Annotated in this window: 14 protein-coding genes; 12 read left to right on the forward strand and 2 right to left on the reverse strand. The window is 46.1% G+C overall.

Features of this window, described 5'->3' with window-relative positions; all coding sequences use genetic code 11:
• From AC1RNB_RS01240 to AC1RNB_RS01275, 8 genes are all read left to right on the forward strand, one after another.
• Window positions 1-1,326 carry a Gfo/Idh/MocA family protein gene (locus tag AC1RNB_RS01240; RefSeq protein WP_493080008.1) on the forward strand — a complete coding sequence of 442 codons (1,326 nt, stop codon included), beginning with the start codon at window positions 1-3 and terminating at the stop codon, window positions 1,324-1,326.
• Window positions 1,327-1,451: 125 nt separating this feature from the next.
• Window positions 1,452-2,078, forward strand: coding sequence for a peptidylprolyl isomerase (locus AC1RNB_RS01245; protein ID WP_493080009.1), 627 nt, complete (start codon window positions 1,452-1,454; stop codon window positions 2,076-2,078).
• Window positions 2,079-2,111: 33 nt separating this feature from the next.
• On the forward strand, window positions 2,112-3,224 hold the full coding sequence (locus AC1RNB_RS01250; RefSeq protein ID WP_493080010.1) for an SGNH/GDSL hydrolase family protein: 1,113 nt from the start codon (window positions 2,112-2,114) through the stop codon (window positions 3,222-3,224).
• A 180-nt stretch (window positions 3,225-3,404) separates the two neighbouring features.
• A complete protein-coding gene (locus AC1RNB_RS01255) occupies window positions 3,405-5,726 on the forward strand; it encodes a PSD1 and planctomycete cytochrome C domain-containing protein (RefSeq protein ID WP_493080011.1) in 2,322 nt (773 codons plus the stop codon).
• Window positions 5,727-5,728: 2 nt separating this feature from the next.
• A complete protein-coding gene (locus tag AC1RNB_RS01260; protein ID WP_493080013.1) occupies window positions 5,729-7,183 on the forward strand; it encodes a DUF1501 domain-containing protein in 1,455 nt (484 codons plus the stop codon).
• Between the two features lie 9 nt (window positions 7,184-7,192).
• Window positions 7,193-8,218, forward strand: a complete 1,026-nt coding sequence (locus tag AC1RNB_RS01265; protein WP_493080015.1) for an NHL repeat-containing protein — start codon at window positions 7,193-7,195, stop codon at window positions 8,216-8,218.
• Window positions 8,219-10,366, forward strand: a complete 2,148-nt coding sequence (locus AC1RNB_RS01270) for a chitobiase/beta-hexosaminidase C-terminal domain-containing protein (protein WP_493080016.1) — start codon at window positions 8,219-8,221, stop codon at window positions 10,364-10,366.
• A 48-nt stretch (window positions 10,367-10,414) separates the two neighbouring features.
• Entirely contained in the window at window positions 10,415-11,965 is a 1,551-nt protein-coding gene (locus tag AC1RNB_RS01275) for a sulfatase family protein (RefSeq protein WP_493080017.1), read from the forward strand.
• A 3-nt stretch (window positions 11,966-11,968) separates the two neighbouring features.
• Here AC1RNB_RS01275 and AC1RNB_RS01280 read toward each other — a convergent pair whose 3' ends face one another.
• Both AC1RNB_RS01280 and AC1RNB_RS01285 read right to left on the reverse strand, forming a co-directional pair.
• Window positions 11,969-13,369 (reverse strand): cbb3-type cytochrome c oxidase subunit I, encoded by a 1,401-nt coding sequence (locus AC1RNB_RS01280; RefSeq protein ID WP_493080018.1) that lies wholly within the window; start codon window positions 13,367-13,369, stop codon window positions 11,969-11,971.
• The gene (locus AC1RNB_RS01285; RefSeq protein WP_493080020.1) at window positions 13,350-13,751 is read right to left on the reverse strand and encodes a c-type cytochrome; all 402 of its coding nucleotides are present in this window, start codon (window positions 13,749-13,751) and stop codon (window positions 13,350-13,352) included. The genes AC1RNB_RS01280 and AC1RNB_RS01285 overlap by 20 nt, the downstream gene beginning before the upstream one ends.
• Window positions 13,752-13,811: 60 nt before the next feature.
• On the opposite strand from AC1RNB_RS01285, the gene AC1RNB_RS01290 reads away from it, so the two are divergent.
• Genes AC1RNB_RS01290 through AC1RNB_RS01305 form a run of 4 tightly spaced genes read left to right on the forward strand, consistent with a single transcriptional unit; the run spans window position 13,812 to window position 16,186 of the window.
• On the forward strand, window positions 13,812-14,306 hold the full coding sequence (locus AC1RNB_RS01290) for an acyl-CoA thioesterase (RefSeq protein ID WP_493080021.1): 495 nt from the start codon (window positions 13,812-13,814) through the stop codon (window positions 14,304-14,306).
• Window positions 14,303-15,550: a peptidase U32 family protein gene (locus tag AC1RNB_RS01295; RefSeq protein WP_493080023.1), complete on the forward strand. Its 1,248-nt coding sequence runs from the start codon at window positions 14,303-14,305 to the stop codon at window positions 15,548-15,550. The genes AC1RNB_RS01290 and AC1RNB_RS01295 overlap by 4 nt, the downstream gene beginning before the upstream one ends.
• Window positions 15,543-15,764, forward strand: coding sequence for a ferredoxin (locus AC1RNB_RS01300; RefSeq protein ID WP_493080024.1), 222 nt, complete (start codon window positions 15,543-15,545; stop codon window positions 15,762-15,764). Before AC1RNB_RS01295 ends, AC1RNB_RS01300 begins: the two co-directional genes overlap by 8 nt.
• Window positions 15,761-16,186, forward strand: a complete 426-nt coding sequence (locus tag AC1RNB_RS01305) for a hypothetical protein (RefSeq protein WP_493080025.1) — start codon at window positions 15,761-15,763, stop codon at window positions 16,184-16,186. Before AC1RNB_RS01300 ends, AC1RNB_RS01305 begins: the two co-directional genes overlap by 4 nt.
• The last annotated feature ends 279 nt before the right edge of the window (window positions 16,187-16,465 follow it).

Below are 16,465 nucleotides of genomic sequence, written 5' to 3' on the forward strand. Positions count from 1 at the left end.
ATGAAAAAAGAAAAAACCAACTCCGTCTCCCGGCGTGATTTCATGACCAACTCGGCTAAAGTGCTGGCAGGATTTATGATCGTTCCCAGGTATGTATTGGGTGGAAAAAGCCAGGCAGGTGTATTATATACCGCCCCCAGCGATATAATTAATCTTGGATTGATCGGGGGCGGTAAACAGGGGAAGATCCTTTCTGGTTATTTCCTGAAAACAGAACAGATCCGTTTTACGGCGCTCAGCGAAGTGTATAAAGCCAAAGCCGATCTCACGCTCGAAAGAATCAAAGCGGAATATGAAAAAAATCCAAAGTATGGTACTTATTCCGAGATAGCTGTGTACAATGATTTCCGCGAATTACTGGGAAGAAAAGATGTGGATGCCGTAGTAATAGCTACACCTGATCACTGGCATGCAGTGATGGCCGTAAAAGCGGCAGAGGCGGGTAAAGATATTTATTGCGAAAAACCATTGGCTTTAACCGTTAAGGAAGGTAGAGCTATGGTGAATGCCGCACGCAAATACGACAGGGTATTCCAGACCGGCAGTATGCAGCGCTCCTGGCCCGAGTTCAGGCAGGCAGCAGAACTGATCCGGAATGGTTATATCGGTGATATCAAATCTGTAAAAGTAAATGTGGGTCCGCCACCAAAACCCTATGATCTGCCGGCAGAACCCATACCTGATGGACTTGACTGGGCAAAATGGCTCGGACCCAATGCTCCCGTTGCCTTTAATGCAGAACTGGCACCTCCTGTCAGCAAAGATGTGTATCCAAACTGGCGTAACTACCGTGAATTTGGCGGAGGTATGGTAACTGATTGGGGAGCACACATGTTTGATATTGTACAGTGGGCGTTGGATATGGATCATACCGGCCCCGTTGAAGTGATCGCACCGGATGGTAAGGACCATCCCTTCCTCACTTACCGGTATGCCAATGGCATAACTATGACACATGAAAAATGGGAATGGAACAATGCGATCCATTTCTTTGGAACCAGGGGAGAATTGAAAGTACAAAGAGGTAAACTGGAAACTTCGCCTGCGGCACTGAAAGACAAAGGCATTGGTGCCAATGAGAAACATGTGTACAAAAGCGAGGATCATTACAAGGATTTTCTCAGTGCCATGCGCCTGCGCAGCAAGCCCATCTGCGATGTAGAGATCGGTCACCGCACTTCATCCGTATGTAATATTGGTAATATCGCTTACCAGCTCAATCGCAGGCTCGAGTGGAACCCTGTTACTGAGCAGTTCAAAAACGATGCAGAAGCCAATGCCCTGCTGGGTCGCAAGATGGTAAATGAGTGGGCCATCAAGCTATAAGCGCTTCTAAAATATAATACCAACCGTGCCTTCGTGCCTTTGTGTGATAAAATTCCACACAAAGGCACGAAGGCACGGTTGGTTTAAGGCGATTGTGTAATTTCAGTTAACAAATAACCAACCATATGCGATACCTGCTCTTATTCTGCATATTCTTCCTGGCCATTGCCTGTCAGCGACCGTTGTTCCGTGCAAAATGGCTCAAAGAAAAAGCGCCGGAGCATTTCAGTGTGCTGTTCGAAACATCACGAGGTAATTTTGAGGCTGATTTTACGAGGCAATGGTCACCCCTGGCGGTAGACAGGTTATATGCACAGATCAAACACAGGTTTTACGATCATACCTTGTTTTACCGCGTTCGGCCCAACTATGTGGTACAGTTTGGCGGAGACGATTCACTGAAATTACAAAAATGGAATACGGTAAAACTGCCCGATGAACCCGTTCTGCAACCCAATGAACGGGGTGCCATAAGTTATGCCAGAAGCGGGAAAGACAGTCGTGATAATGATCTGTTCATTAACCTGCAGAATAATTCTCCCCGTTTGGATACACTGGTCTCACAAGGTGTAAAAGGTTATCCCGTATTGGGCAAGGTAACCAAAGGCATGGAAGTTGTAGATAGCCTGTACAATGGATACGGAGACCGGGTATTTGCGCAGTATGGTCTTTTGATGAGAGATAAAAAAGCCTTTCTCGAAAAATATCCCCGGCTGGATTCCCTGCAGAAAATACGTTTGATCAAAAAATAAATCCGATACTGCATTCACTGCTAATAGCCTTCTATGAAAAGAACCCTCTGCCTATTATGGATACCATTCATTTGCACGCTTGCTTATTCGCAACCGGCTAAAACGGATAAAAAGAACCTCGTCTATTTTTCAAAAGAATATTTTCAGATAGGCGGCACCCGGATTAATGAGCAGGAAAAAGAAAATGCCTACGACAGACTGCCACTAGCCTACAAAGAAAAAGTAAGAAAAGAAGTATGGGACCTGTCTAAAGCATCTGCTGGTATCACCGTTGGTTTTGTCACCAATGCAACCACTATCGCTGCCCGGTGGACGGTACTGAATAATTTCTCCATGAATCACATGGCGGCTTCGGGTGTAAAAGGTGTTGACCTGTATGTGAAAGAGGCGGGCCAATGGCAATATGTGAATACCGGCAGACCGGCTTCGGGTAAGGATACAGATGCAACGCTGATCAGTAATATGAAAGGGGAACTGCGGGAGTACCGTTTATATCTTCCTTTGTACGACGGAGTGGTATCGCTGCAGATCGGTATTGATTCTGGTAAAATCCTTTCGAAACCCAGGCCGGTTACTGCCAAACCAATCATCTTTTATGGAACCAGTATTACGCAGGGAGGTTGTGCCTCCAGGCCCGGGATGGCACATACAAACATTATTGCCAGAAAACTGGATATCGAATGTGTGAATCTCGGCTTCAGTGGTAATGGCAGAATGGAGCAACCCCTGGCAGCCCTGCTGGCGGATACTGACGCCCTGCTGTACGTGATAGATTGTGTACCCAACATGACAAAAGAGCTGATCACAGCCAATACAGGTGTATTGGTGGCCACCATCCGTAACAAACGCCCCACTACACCTATTGTACTGGTAGAAAATACCTTCTACGAAACGGCGGTACACGATCTGAAACTGCAGGAGCAATTACAGCAGAAGAACAGCAATCTCAAACGAATCTTTGACAGCCTGCGTGCCAAAGCCGTACCCAATCTCTATTATGTTCCTGCAAAGAATGCCCTCGGCAGCGACCATGAAGGAACGGTAGACGGGGTGCATTTTACCGATCTGGGTTTCAGTCGTTTTGCTGACCACCTGATTGCCGCTTTCAGAAAATACAAACTGGTTCCCCCTGCCCGTGTAAAATAGAGGATAAACAGAAAGTTGTAACCCCTTTATTCCACAATAAGGAAGACTTTTCCGCTATGCCAGTTAACAACTATTACATTCGTGTTTTTTTAAACAAATTCAGGTATATTTATTAGCAGGTACAGGCGGGTAGTGATACATGCCCGTCGGGATGTTATTCTGTAACCACAAGTACATTACATGCTCCACTCCAAACGATTGCTGATTGCGGCACCGCTGTGCCTGTTCTCGCTCTTTGCGATCTTTGACAGCTGTACCAGTGCCAGTGGTGGTGGAGAGGGTATTCCTGCCACTATCAGTTACAATTATGATGTACGTCCTATCTTATCTGATAAATGTTTTAACTGCCACGGTCCGGACGCACAGAAAAGAGAAGCCGGGCTGCGCCTCGATATAGCCGAAGAAGCCTACAAAGCCTTGCAGGATCATCCGGGCAAACATGCGATCGTTCCCGGTAACCCGGATCTGTCTGAACTAATCGTTCGTGTCAGTTCTAAGGATACTTCACTGCAGATGCCTTCTGTTAAAAGCGGTTTACCTGCCTTAACCGAAAGGGAAATCAATATCCTGAAAAAATGGATCAAACAGGGAGCGGTGTATGAACCTCACTGGGCATTTGTAGTGCCCCAAAAACAACCCGTACCGGAAGTGTCAGACCGGCAATGGCCCGTGAATGAGATCGATTTTTTCATCCTCCAGAAAATGGAGCAGAAAGGACTTACACCCAATGCACCGGCCGATAAAGAAAGGCTTGCAAAGCGTGTGTTCATGGATCTGACCGGTATACTGCCAACCGAAGCAGAGACCCGGCAATTTGTATCAGATACTGATCCGGCCGCTTATGAAAAAATGGTGGATCGTTTATTAGCGAAACCGCAGTACGGAGAACGTATGGCCATCAGCTGGCTGGATATTGCCCGGTACTCAGACTCGCACGGATACCAGGATGATAATTACCGCTCGCAATGGCCCTGGCGCGATTGGGTGATCAGTGCTTTTAACCGGAACCTGCGCTATGATACCTTCATCACCTGGCAATTGGCAGGCGATCTCTTGCCCAATGCTAACAAAGAACAGATCCTGGCAACTGGGTTTAATCGTAACCATAAGATCACCGAAGAAGGTGGCGTGATAGATGAGGAATACCGCCTGATGTATGTAGACGACCGCACCAGCACTTTCAGCCGCTCCATGCTGGCCATGACGGTAGAATGCGCCAAATGTCATGATCACAAATATGATCCCATCCTGCAGAAAGAATATTACCAGCTCTCTGCCTTTTTTAATAATATCAAAGAAGTAGGTCTGGAATCTACGGTAGGTGGACCCGAAACTTTTGCCAAGAACCCACGTATGCAGATCACCAATGAAGATGTGCGTACCACACTGGCTTTTATCAACAAGCAGGATACCGGCAAACTCGAAGTATCGATCATGGCCGATCGGGATACGGCCAAAAGAAAAACTTTTATCCTCGCAAGAGGAAGTTATGATGCACCCACCGATTCGGTACAGGCGGCCACACCATCGGCTATTCTTCCGTTCAATAAAAATTATCCCAAAAACAGGCTGGGTTTATCGCAATGGCTCTTTGATCAGAAAAATCCTTTAACGGCACGTGTATTTGTAAACCGGATCTGGGCAGAATTTTTTGGAAGGGCTTTTGTAAAAACAGCAGCAGATTTTGGCATGCAGGGAGAACTGCCTACACATCCGGCTTTGCTGGACTGGCTGGCAGTTGATTTCCGCGAACATGGATGGGATATGAAGCGGTTGGTGAAACAGATCGTGCTGTCTGCTACCTACCGCCAATCGAGCCAGGTAACCAAAGAAAAACTGAAAGCGGATCCATTGAACCTTTACTGGTCCTATGCACCAAGGGTACGTTACCCGGCCGAGATCGTACGCGATGTATTGCTGACGAGTAGTGGTTTGTTGAACAGAACCATCGGTGGCCCCAGTGTAAAGCCTTACCAGCCGCCAGGCTTGTGGGAACTGGCTACTTCCGGGAGAGGTTTGCTGAAAAAATATGTACAGGATACGGGTCAGGCTTTGTATAGAAGAGGTTTGTATACTTTTATCAAACGAACGGTACCACCACCATCTATGATGTTATTTGATGGAAGCAACCGCGACGAATGCCAGGTAACCCGTTACCGTACCAATACACCTTTACAGGCACTGGTAATGTTGAATGATCCTACCATGCTGGAGGCATCGAAGGCACTGGCCGATAAATTACTGCAGCAGTATAGCGATCCCGCACAATTGCTGGAGAAAGCATTCCGTGCCATTATCTGTCGTACCCCTTCTGCCAAAGAGATAGATCAGTTAGTAGTGTACTGGAAACAGGCAATGCAGGACATTGATCAAAACAAAGCAGAAAAATTACTGACACCGGGTGCCTATCAACCCCGAACCACCCATAAGATCAAACTGGCAGCTACCATGCAGACCATCCAGATTTTGTATAATATGCAGGAAGCCATTACCAAAACCTGATTATGGAAAAAGAAATACTCGAACATGGCCTTAATATTAACCGCAGAAAATTTCTGTCACGGTTAAGTGTTGGTTTGGGTTCAGCCGCATTGGGTTCTTTGCTGATACCTGAATTTTTCAGTGGTGGCGAGGGGGCCGAAGAAGCCATCATGCGCGGATTACCGCATTTTGCACCCAAGGCCAAACGGGTGATCTATCTTTTTCAGAATGGGGCACCTTCTCAATTAGAAACCTTTGATTACAAACCTCTGCTCTGCCAGATGATGGGAGAGAATCTGCCCGAATCCATTCACCAGGGGCAACGGTTAACCGGCATGACCTCTTCGCAGAAATCTTTCCCACTGGTGGGTTCTTATTACAACTTCAACCAGTATGGAAAATCGGGTGCCTGGGTAAGTGATCTGTTTCCGCACATGGCTAAGATCGTGGATGATCTATGTATTGTTAAGTCAATGCACACCGAAGCCATCAACCATGATCCGGCACTTACTTTTTTTCAATCAGGCGCACAGCAGGGCAATCGCCCCAGCATGGGTTCCTGGGTAAGTTATGGATTGGGAACAGAGAATAATAATTTACCGGCATTCTGCGTATTGTTATCAAGGGGAAAAGGAAACGGGCAGGGTGTATACTCCAAATTGTGGACCAATGGTTTTCTCGATTCTGTACACCAGGGTGTGCAGTTCAGCAGTGGTGAAAATCCGATCCTGTATCTGCAGGATCCGGAGGGGATGGACCGGAAGACCAGAAGAATGATGATTGATAAGATCAATGAGATGAACCAGCTGGAATATGAAAACTTTGGTGATCCCGAAATTGCGGCCAAGATACAGCAGTACGAAATGGCTTACCGTATGCAAACGGCCGTGCCGGAGATCATGGATACGTCTAAAGAATCAGAAAGCATCATCAAACTTTATGGTCCCGATTGCCTGGTGCCGGGTACCTATGCTGCCAATTGTTTACTGGCCAGGAAATTATCAGAGAACGGTGTGCGGTTTATACAATTGTATCATCAGGGCTGGGACCAGCACGGAAACCTGCCCGCAGAAATGAAAGGGCAGGCCATGGACGTAGACCAGCCTTCTGCCGCCTTGATCACCGACCTGAAACAAAGAGGATTACTCGATGAAACACTGGTGATCTGGGGAGGCGAGTTTGGGCGCACCAATTTCTGCCAGGGCCGAATGCAGGCCGATAACTATGGCCGCGATCACCATCCACGCTGTTTCAGTATCTGGATGGCAGGCGGAGGTGTAAAACCCGGCATGGTATATGGCGAAACGGATGAGTTTGGATACAACATTATCAAAGATCCGGTACATGTGCACGATTTTCAGGCAACCGTGTTACACCTGTTAGGATTGGATCATGAAAAACTAACGTATAAATTCCAGGGCAGACGATACCGTTTAACGGATCAGTACGGAAACGTTGTTAAAAATATCATTGCCTAAAAAGCAGCTATGAACAGAAAACAATTTGTAAAACAGGCCGTATTGGGTACCGCCGGTTTTTTTATCGCGAAAGATATGTTTGCCGGAAGGCAGGGCACGGTGTATGGGCACAATGACATGCGTTACCGGTTAAATACCCAATGGGGCAGTCTGAATCCGGATACAACACCGGTGAACGACTGTCATGAAATGGTACAGGATAGTAAAGGGCGGATCTTACTGCTCACCAACGAAACAAAAAATAATGTGATCATCTACAATACTTCCGGTAAACTGATCAGTACCTGGGGCACAGAATTTCCCGGCGCACATGGATTGACTATTCAGAAAACCGGTAAGGAAGATTTTCTGTTTATCACAGATACCAATCGCCACCAGGTATACAAAACCACGATCGATGGTAAAATACTGTTTACGGTAGATGCTCCTTTGGAAACAGGCATCTATTCCAAAAAAGAAGCGTTTGTTCCAACCGAAACAGCAGTACTCGATAATGGAGAGTTTTATATAGCAGATGGATATGGTGCCCAGTATATCCTGCATTATTCGGCCACGGGTAAGTTGATCCGTTACTTTGGTGGAAGAGGTGAGGGAGAACAATTTCTCGATAATGCACATGGGATCTGCATCGACCGCAGAAAAGCAACACCAACACTGGTGGTAACAGACCGGAGCCGCAATGCTTTCAAAAGATTTTCGCTGGATGGGAAATTGCTGGAAGTAATTCATTTACCCGGTGCCTGTGTATGCCGCCCTGTGATCAAAGGAGATTACCTGTATGCCGCGGTATTACGTTCTCCTGATCTGAATACTTCCGGTTCCGGTTTTGTAACCATACTCAATAAAGATTTTAAAGTGGTGTCTAATCTCGGTGGCTCAGAACCGGTATACGAGAATGGTAAACTCAATCCCCTATCGCAAACCGAAAAGATCTTCACCCATCCACACGATGTTTGTGTAGATACGGAAGGAAGTATCTACGTGGCACAATGGGCATCCGGGAAAGTATATCCTTATAAATTTACCCAGGCATAAATGAACAGGATCAGGAGCATAGGTAATCTGTTAGCGCTGGCGGGACTGGTTTTTTTGTTGTTCCTCTTCGTGTTTGCCGGGCAGTTGTCTGTTCCCGCCTGGTTGCAGGTGGTGGGCCGCATGCATCCGCTGTTACTGCATTTTCCGATTGTATTGGTATTGATCTCATTGTTTCCTTACTGGATTCCGAAGGAAGCAGCGATGGAAAATACATGGGAACTCATTCGGTTAGCTGCTGCGCTTTCTGCATTGGCCAGCGCTATCATGGGGATCTTTTTATCTATCGAACAGGGTACGGAGGGTACGAGTTTACAGTATCATAAATGGTCAGGCACTGCTTTGGCACTGATGGCCTGGGCCCTGTATAGTTTTCATGCGCAACTGATAGCTGCCAAAGCTTCTTTGTCGAAAGGCACTTCTGTAGTGGCTGCCTGCCTGTTATTGGTAACCGGTCATCTCGGTGCTAACCTCACCCATGGCGAAAACTTTCTCAGTGGTCCCATTCTTGGCTCAACCAAAAAAACCATTGATCCGGAACAGGCGGTTATTTTTCCAGATCTCATTTACACAGTGCTTGAAGAAAAATGTGGCAGCTGTCACCAAGCAGGTAACCAGAAAGGAGGTTTATCGCTGGCAGATAGTATCGCCATTATGAAAGGCGGTAAAACTGCTAAGGCGCTGGTATTGGGCGACCTGGAGAAAAGTCTGTTGATCTCGCGTTTGCACTTACCGCTCTCCGACAAAAAACACATGCCACTCGCCAGCAAACCGCAGTTAACACCCGAAGAGATGGAGCTGTTACAGGCATGGGTTAAAGCAGGAGCGCCCTTTACACAAAAACTGAGGGAAAGAAATACTAACGATAGCCTGCGTTTGGCGGCAGATGCCTATATCCATTCGCGGCAGGAAGTTTCGGATGAACCTGTGTATGATTTCGCGGAAGCCGATCCGGCTACTATACAAAAGTTATCTGATAATTACCGGGTCATCAAACCACTCGGTAAAAACTCTCCCGCACTATCGGTATCCTTTTTTGGAAAAGCTATGTTTACAGCTGACAGGCTGAAAGAACTGGAGCCGCTCAAAAAACAGATCATTCACCTCAACCTTGCCAAGATGCCGGTAACGGATGAACTGTTGTTATTCATCAGCGGTTTTCCCAACCTCGAAAGACTGAACCTGAATTATACCGAGATCACCGATGCAGGAATGAAACAACTGGCGCGGATGAAACAGTTGATGGCCGTATCGCTGTCTGGCACTGCAGTAGATACTGATGGACTTCTCACATTAGGAGCCAATCTGCATCTGAAAGAAGTGTATGTATGGGATAGCCGGATCGCTGCCAACGAACTGACTACCGTGAAACAAAAATATCCGCAACTGCTCATTGAAACGGGTTTCCAGGGAGCGGATACGACGATTGTTACCTTGAACAAACCATTGATTAAAACAACCGAAGGTTTTTTTAAAGATACCGGTAAGATCGTTCTCTCACATGTGATCAAAGGCGCAGAACTGCGATATACGCTGGATGGGCTGGCTCCGGACAGTAGTACCAGTCTGGTATACAAAACGCCGATTAGGATCACAAAGAATACAACGCTGCAGGTAAAAGCTTTCAAAAAAGGCTGGATCTCAAGCGAAGTAGTAAAAGCTTCTTTTCTGAAAGCGGGATTGCCCATTAGTAACACCACTTTGCTGCAACCTGCTGATGCGAAATATAATATGGGAGGGGGAAAGATATTGTCTGACCTGGATCTGGGCGATCAGTCAGACTTCAGTTCCAAATGGCTGGGTTTTCAGAAAAACAAAGCGGTGGTGGTGTGTGATCTGGGTGCATCTGTAAAACTGGAAGAAGTGCTGATCAATTCGCTGCACAATACTGCAGCACATGTTTTTCCACCGGTAGTTTTGCGGGTATGGGGCAGCAGCGATCAGCAGCACTGGCGCTTGCTTTCTACCCAACAACCCAGGCCACCTGCGAAAATAGAGCCGGTAACTACTTATCTATACCAGCTTTCCTTCCCTTCCGCTAATGCCCGCTATATTAAACTGGAAGCAGAACCTGTTCCCAAACTTCCGCTATGGCATCCGGCCAAAGGAAAACCAGGTTGGTTTTTTATGAGTGAAGTAATCTTTCACTAATAACGCAATAGAAGAAAACAAGCACTATGCTATATAAACCACATTGATATGAAACAGATCCTGTCTCTCGCTGTATATCTTTTTTTACTGTTGTTATCTCTTCCGGTAACTGCCCAGCAAACCAGGCCCAATATTCTGGTGATCTTCTCAGACGATCATGCTGATCAAACTATCAGCGCTTATGGCAGCAGCTTGATGCAGACGCCAAACATAGACCGCATTGCCAGTGAAGGGGCCATCCTGCGTAATGTATTTGTGACCAACTCTCTTTGTGCACCAAGCAGGGCTGTACTGCTGACGGGTAAGTACAGTCATCTGAATGGTTTAAAAGATAATGATGTAAAACGCAGTTTTGATGGCAGTCAGCAGCAGGTACAAAAATTATTAGCTGCCCAGCAATACCAAACTGCCTGGATCGGCAAATGGCATTTGCAGACTTTACCGCAGGGTTTTGATTTCTGGCGCATTTTACCTGATCAGGGACATTATTACCAGCCTGATTTTATCAATATGCCCAATGATACAATCCGGTACAAAGGTTATGTTACCAATCTCATCAGTGAGTTTTCGCTGAATTGGCTGAACCAGCGCGATACGGCGCGGCCTTTTTTTCTGGTAGTGGGCGAAAAAGCCACACACCGCTCCTGGCTGCCGGATATACCTGACCTGGGTGCGTATGATGCCGTTGATTTTCAGGAGCCAGCTACTTTTCACGACAATTATGAGGGCAGAACGGCAGCACAGAAACAGGATATGCTGATCAGGAGAACCATGTCTGTAAAAAATGACCTGAAAGTGCGTCCTGATTATGATGCGAGGAACCAGTTCGGCAGATTTGATCCCGAACAGCTGGCGGCTTTTCAGAAATACTATGATCGCATTGCATTACAATACGATGCAGTAAAGAATGATAGCGCCCGCCTGGAGAGTTGGAAATTTCAGCGATACCTGAAAGATTATCTTGCTACGGCAAAATCTCTCGACAGAAATATCGGCCGCATCCTGCAATATCTTGACGCTACCGGACTGGCCAAAAATACGGTGGTGATCTATGCATCCGACCAGGGTTTTTATATGGGTGAACATGGCTGGTTCGATAAACGGTTCATGTATGAAGAAAGCCTCCGTACTCCTTTTGTAATGCGCTATCCCGGTCAGATTGCACCCGGTACATCCGTAGACAAGATGGTGGTGAATATCGATTTTGCCCCAACGATACTCGACATCGCAGGCATCAAAACACCGGTGGAAATGCAGGGAAAAAGTTTTCTGCCCCTGCTCACCAAACCCGGAGAACAAACGGCATGGCGTAATACCATATACTATCATTATTATGAATATCCTGAGCCACACCGGGTGGCACCTCATTTCGGTATCCGCACCGCTACGCATAAACTGATCCGCTTTTATGGTCCGGATGTTAACTGGGAGTTGTTTGATCTGACAGCTGATCCGGCCGAACTGAAAAATGTATACGGGCAAAAAGGATATGAACGATTAACGCGGCAACTACAGGCTGAACTGCGTGTGCAGATAGCACATTACCGGGATACAGAAGCGGCGGATATTCTAGCCAAAGAAGCAACACCCGGGCACTGAACATTATTCAATGGAAAATCGACTCATACGAGGGAAGTGCTGTGGTTTTTGTCTATCACCTGATTGCTGGAAGTAACATACCCATTGGTTTCTTACCAGCGGGTAGATCAGCAGTAACATGCCACTCATCAGGGTAATACCCGATATCAAAAACAGGACGAAAAAGGGCCGTAGTTGTAGCATCATGGTCTGAAACGGCACGGGGTCAGTTTGCATCTGCCATTTGGCTTTTAGGAAGCCTGCTCCGATCAGGCTCAGCCAGAATACCAGCAGCGAAATATTAGCCAGCCAGAAACCCCTGTTGAATAGTTTCTTAAAAGGCTCGAAGGATTGGCAGGTATCAGACAGTATATCAAAAGCAATGGCAAGCAGGATAAAACTGTTGATACCAATGGTAGCACCCATGGTATGTGCCACCGTAATATGCGTGCCATGCGTGTACACATTGATGCCGGGAATAGACATAAAGATCGCCAGCACGAGGGTTAAAAACACCCATACATCTGCCGCTGCGAGAAAACGGTAGCTTAGCCTGAAGAAATGCTTTTTAGCTTCTGTAAGCGAAACCTTCCATAAATAAATGATCCTGCCCAGGATAAATAATTCTGTCATACTTACCGCGTAACTGATATGTTTTACATAGGCATGGGTGGGTAAAGTGTAAATATGATGACCCCAGTTGAACATCAGGTTAAAAAGTCCGGTGAAGTACAAAACAAATGCAATAGTGGAATAACTGTATTTTTTGTGTTGGTTGATCTTGTCCATCAGAAAAATACTGCTGCCATAGATCAGCATGTTCCAGGAACCCACCATCGAACCATAGGATTTCCATTGAATGGTCATATCCTTTACTACATGCATCCTGAAATACGGGAATACCCATAAATAGGATTCAAGAAAGGTGAAGAGGAAGAAGACAATACCTGTTAGCCACATCCACACATATACCGGCTGTTGCCGCAGGCTACCTACTGTTTTCAGGAAATTGAAAAGGAATAAAAGCCAACCCACCACAATAGGTAAAGCCAACAGGGGATGAAATTCCCAATATTCCCTTCCGCCAAAAATACCTGCGCAGTAAGAAACCAGTATCAGGATTACAGTAATACCAAAAAGCAGGAACTGGATCCTGAACAGCAGAGACGAATACATTTTTTTACCGGTATGCTGCTGCAGGTAACTCATCACTGCACCCATGGCGCCGAAAATGATCCAGAATACCACAGAAGATACATGCAGGGGCCTGACTTTTTCAAATGAAAGATACTGTTTAAGAAATCCGGGTACCAGGTATTGGAGTCCGCCGGTAACACCCCATACCATACCGCTGGCGAGTAATAACAGGCCAGAAATACAAAATAATTTGGCGGTCGATAATTGTTTACTGTTCAATGGTTCCATTTGTATGAATCGTAAAACTTCTCGGGTCAGCTGTACCCGATGCATCTATATTTTGTAAGTAAGCCACCAGCGCCTCCATCTCTTCCGCGCTGAGCCGAAAGTTGGGCATGGTAACTGTGCCACCAGCTAAAAACGCTTTGATATACGCGGGCCCTTTGCGGGAATAGGTATTGGTCAGGTCGGGTCCCAGATATCCTCCCAACCCATATACCTGGTGGCATCCGGTGCAGTTATACTGCTGCCAAACAAGCTTACCCTTACTGCTCAATTCAGTAACTGCCGGGGTTTTTCGGGGCTGGGTTGAGTATAAAGTAATGGAATACAGGAGAAAACCGATAGCGAGCAACACCAACGTCAGCAGCCTGGACTTGTCTGTAACCATAGGATTAAATAATTAAGGACAAAACTATCCTTAATTATTATATTTGCCAATATTTACCGAATGAAAAAAGTGAATGATAAAACAGCAGCTGAATCAGTCACCATTAAAACCGAAGTGGTATGCCCCAACGATACCAACCCGATGGGAATACTACAGGGTGGCAGATTGGTAGAATGGATGGACATTGCTGCAGCTGTTTGTGCGCAAACCCATGCTGATCAGATCTGTGTTACCGCCTCCATCAATGAAGTGGCTTTTAAAGCGGCGGCGTATAGCGGAGATATTATTATCATCCGGGCCACCATCACCAGGGCCTTTAACAGCTCTATGGAAATTCTGGTGGAAGCGCATGCGCGTAAAGTGCTGAAAGCCAGAAAATACCTGATCAGTAAAGCTTATTTCACTTTTGTGGCCCTGGATAAAAAGGGAAAAGTAACAAAAGTGATCAGTATGAAACCTGTAACTGCATCAGAAAAAGAGGAATACGAAGGGGCTTTGATACGGAGAGAAACAGCCGTCGCACGAAAGCTATCAACGAAACCTGTATTGGTATGAAAAAAAGAACGGTAGAAATTTTAGCCCCCGTTGGCTCTTTCGATAGTTTGCAGGCAGCGATCAACGCCGGTGCCGACGCCATTTATTTTGGGGTGGAACAATTGAATATGCGCAGCCGCTCGGCCAATGTGTTTTCAGTAACAGATATCAAAAAAATCAGTCAGGCCTGTAAAGCTGCCGGTATCAAAGCCTATCTCACACTGAACACGGTAATGTACGATCACGACAGGCAGTTGCTGCGGAGCCTGATCAAGGAAGCGAAAAAGCAAAACATAGATGCCGTGATTGCGGCCGACTTTGCCGTGATCGGCTACTGCCGGGAGTTGGAAATGCCTTTGCATATTTCTACACAGGCTAATATCACGAACATCGAATCCGTACAATTCTTTGCTGCTTTTGCAGATGTGATCGTATTAGCGAGAGAATTAACGCTGAAACAGGTAGCGCAGATCGTTGCCGGCATCAAACGAAAAAACATTACGGGCCCTTCGGGCGAGTTGGTGAGGATCGAAATTTTTGTTCACGGGGCTTTGTGTATGGCCGTGTCAGGCAAATGTTACCTCAGCCTGCACCAGCAGAATGCTTCCGCCAACCGCGGTGCCTGCACACAGAACTGCCGCCGTTCTTACCTGGTAAAAGATACCGACAGCGGTGATGAACTGCTGGTAGAGAATGAATATATTATGTCGCCGAAAGACCTTTGTACCATTGACATACTTGACGAAGTGATCCAGGCTGGTGTATCTGTATTGAAAATAGAAGGCCGCCCAAAGGGTGCCGATTATGTACACACTGTTACCCAATGTTACCGGGAAGCAGCAGATGCCGTAGCGGAAGGCAGTTTTACCGCCGAAAAAATCGCCAGCTGGAAAACAGCATTGGAGAAAGTGTATAACCGGGGTTTCTGGGAAGGCTATTACCTGGGCCGCAAAACAGGCGAATGGACCACACAATCCGGCTCGTCTGCCACAGAGAAAAAGATCTATATCGGGAAAGGCAGCCGTTACTATCCACAAAAAAAAGTGGCAGAGTTTACAATTGAGTCGGGCAGTATACAAATAGGAGATACCTTACTCATCACAGGCCCGCTTTGCGGCATGGTAAAAGAAAAACCGGAAACACTGTATGTAAATGGAGTGCAGGCTCTTAAAGCAGATAAAGGAGACAGGATCACGCTTCTCTTTCCCTTAAAAGTAACCGCAGCAGATAAACTGTATAAAATGGTAGACACAACACATGCCTAAGATCATTCATTACCGCAATAAATGCGTCGGGTGTGGCGTGTGTTATGAACAGCAACCTTCGCTTTGGCGTATGTCGAGAAAAGATGGCAAAGCCATATTGCTGCGAAGCATCAGCAAAAAGGGCATTTTTCAGTTAGCCGTTCCCGGGGAGGTTATGGAACAGTCTGCAGTTGTAGCCAAAGCCTGCCCGGTGAACATTATCAAAATTGTATGAAAGATCCTATCAACGATTTCATATCACAACAGACCGCTGCGAGCATTTGTTGTATGGATACCAACTGTATGCCTTATTGTTTTAGTTGTTTTTATGCATACGATAGCAAAGAGCATTTATTGTATTATAAATCATCTAAAGATACCCGCCATTCTATCCTGTTGAAGGATAAACCGCAAGTGGCCGGAACCATCCTGCCTGACAAACTGCAGAAAATGCTGGTAAAAGGGATACAGTTTGAAGGCGCATTATTATCCGAAGAAGATCCGCTTGCCCGGCATGCCGCTACACAGTATTATCTGAAGAACCCGATGGCAGTGGCCATACCTGGATTTGTCTGGACCATCCGCATCGACAATATTAAAATGACGGATAGCAGTCTGGGTTTCGGAAAAAAAATAGTCTGGAGCCGCCAGGCCTGACAGCTTTCCGGTAAAGCCGAACCGCCCGATTCATAAACTGCCGATTTGATTACCCATTTTATTCGTAAGCCGCCGAAATTGATTTTTGGTAAGGGTAATATTTGCTTACGCATTGATTACCTGATTGATAGAAAGTGAAACAGTATATTTTTATTTGACTGAAGATCAGAATAGTAGAATTGGAGTGCTGGAAAAACAAAAAAGTGTAGGATAGATAATTTTTTTATTATATATTTAAGAGGCGTTTCACTTGTTTCATCTGATAACTGAATCAATAGT

The organism is Sediminibacterium sp. GW821-FHT12F12 (assembly GCF_058806635.1).